This window comes from Allosphingosinicella sp. (assembly GCF_036387215.1).
GTDB lineage: Bacteria > Pseudomonadota > Alphaproteobacteria > Sphingomonadales > Sphingomonadaceae > Allosphingosinicella.
Genome location: NZ_DASVUE010000407.1, coordinates 1 through 2,328, shown reverse-complemented (window position 1 = coordinate 2,328; position 2,328 = coordinate 1). Strand labels below are relative to the sequence as shown.

General features: G+C 68.2%; 2 protein-coding genes. Both read right to left on the bottom strand.

All coding sequences use genetic code 11. From position 1 onward, the window contains the following. On the bottom strand, nt 1-1,016 hold a 1,016-nt coding region (locus tag VF662_RS15495; RefSeq protein WP_464142849.1), incomplete at its 3' end, for a PAS domain-containing protein. Nucleotides 1,017-1,171: 155 nt separating this feature from the next. Further along, the coding region (gene wecB, locus VF662_RS15490) for a non-hydrolyzing UDP-N-acetylglucosamine 2-epimerase (protein WP_464142848.1) at nt 1,172-2,328 on the bottom strand (1,157 nt) is incomplete at its 5' end.

Sequence of the window (2,328 nt, the reverse complement as noted above, 5' to 3'; positions counted from 1 at the left end):
TCGGTGATGTCCGAGCCGACGCCGCGGAAGCCCTGGAAGGCGCCGGACATGTCGATGATCGGATCGCCGGCAAGGCTGATCCAGCGCGTGCCGCGGCGGGTGCGCAGCTCCATCTCGAGATTGGCGAAAGGCTGGCGTGCGAGAAGCGTGCGGCCGAGCGCGCTGTTGCCGCCCAACGACGCGGGAAGCGAATGGCCGATCAGCTGGCTGGTGGAGCGGCCGAGGAGGGCAGTCATCCGGCTGGAAATGTAGACGACGCGGTTCTCGCTATCGACCTGCCAGAGCCAGCCCACGCCGCGATGCTCATATTCGCGGAGCAGCAGGCGGACGGATTCGGACTGGGTGCGGATCTTCGCCATCGCCCTGAGCTGGGAATAGGTCCAGCGGGTGAGGCGGGCGAGGCCCATGACGGAGCTGACCGCAACGGCAACGATCGCGACTCCGACCTTGAGATCGAGCTCGGCCGTGCCGAGATAATAAGCGGCGCAGAGCGCCAGGGTCATTGCTCCCACCCAGGCCATTGCGGCGGCGGGGACGGATGCGAGCGCGACGGCGGCGACGATCATCGCGCCCATGGCGCCGCCGATCACGACCTGGGATTCGGGCGGCGTCGAACCGAAGGCGTAGGTCGGAAGCGAGCACCAGATGATCGCCAGCACCAGCGTCTCGACCACCGGCATCCATTCGGGGCGCGGCTTGGCCGAGCGGCTTCCGGCCTGATCGGCGGCATCCAATGCTCGGCGGCAGGCGAACCAGTGCGCGCCGCAAACGGAAGCAAGCCAGCCGACGATGAAGAAGGGGTTGGTGTGGCCGAACATCGCCCAGCCGGCGAGGAGTGCGGCGCCCGCTCCGGCGGCGGCGAAATAGGGGGCGAACAGGGCCGCGACCTCGATCTGCCCGTTCTGCAGATGCGCTTCGCTGAGCCGGCTGTTGGTGCCCTCGTACGAAGCCTCGGGCAGATCGACCACGAGGGCGTCCTGCGGGGCATCATCGGCGGAGACGGGCGCGTGATACATGGAATTCCAATACCATCTGGTCGAACCAGCTTGTCCTAGCGGGAAGGTTTTGATGGATCGTTAAAGGAGCGGCGGATTGTCGGGTTGAGGGACGACCATGTGCGGCGGCCTCGGGAGCCGCGAAATCGGCGGAAATCCGCGCGAAGTCGCGCCTTTCAGCGTGCTGCGGAGCGAAGCTTAACGCCGGGTAAAGGATGAATATCAGCCTCGTTTCGCACCGATCGGGCGCGAAGGTCGGCAAGGCAGCGCTCCGCGGTCCGGCCGTCCCAGAGCGCCGGACGGGGCAGCGTTCCGGGCCGTCGGCCGAGGGCTTCGTCAAGGCTTCGGGCAAGCGTCTCGGGCTTGACGAGGCGGTTGGTGCCTTCGCTGATCGTGATCGGCCGCTCCGTATTTTCGCGCAGCGTCAGGCAGGGGATGCCGAGATAGGTGGTCTCTTCCTGGATGCCGCCGCTGTCCGTGATCGCGGCGGCTGCGCCCATGACGAGGCTCATGAAGCGAACGTAGGGCACGGGATCGATCAGCTTCACGCCGGCGGCTTCGAGGCTGGCGCGGAGGCCGGCGGCGCCCAGCCGCTGCGCGGTGCGCGGGTGGAGCGGGAAGACGAGCGGCAGCCGCGCCTGCACCTGGACCAGGGCCTCGACCAGCCGGGCGAGCTGCACGGGATCGTCGACGTTGGACGGACGGTGGAGCGTGACGATGCCGTAGCGTCCGTGATCGAGCCCGAGCTCGGCGGGCACGGCGGCGGCTTCGATCGCGGGGCGAACGAGCTCGAAGCTGTCCAGCATGATATTGCCGACGCGGGTGACGCGGGCGGCGGGGATGCCCTCGGCGGCGAGGTTCCGGTCGGCGTCGGGCGAGGGCGTCCAGAGCACGTCCGCCAGCACGTCGGTAACGAGGCGGTTGATCTCCTCGGGCATGTCGCGGTCGCGGCTCCTGAGGCCGGCTTCGAGATGCACTACCGGGAAGCGGAGCTTGGCCGCGACGAGGGCGCAGGCGGCGGTCGAATTGACGTCTCCGACCACGACCAGCCAGTCGGGCCGGTCCGCGAGCGCGATCTTCTCATAGGCGATCATCACGCCGCCGGTCTGCTCGCCATGGCTCCCGGACCCGACGCCGAGATGATGGTCGGGCTCGGGCAGGCGGAGGTCCGCGAAAATCGCATCCGACATGTTGACGTCGTAATGCTGGCCGGTGTGGATCAGCACGGGCTCGAAATCAGGCGCCTCGCTCAGCGCGTGCCAGAGCGGCGCAACCTTCATGAAATTGGGGCGCGCGGCGGCGATCAGGTGAACGCGGGCGGGCCGCTCTTTTG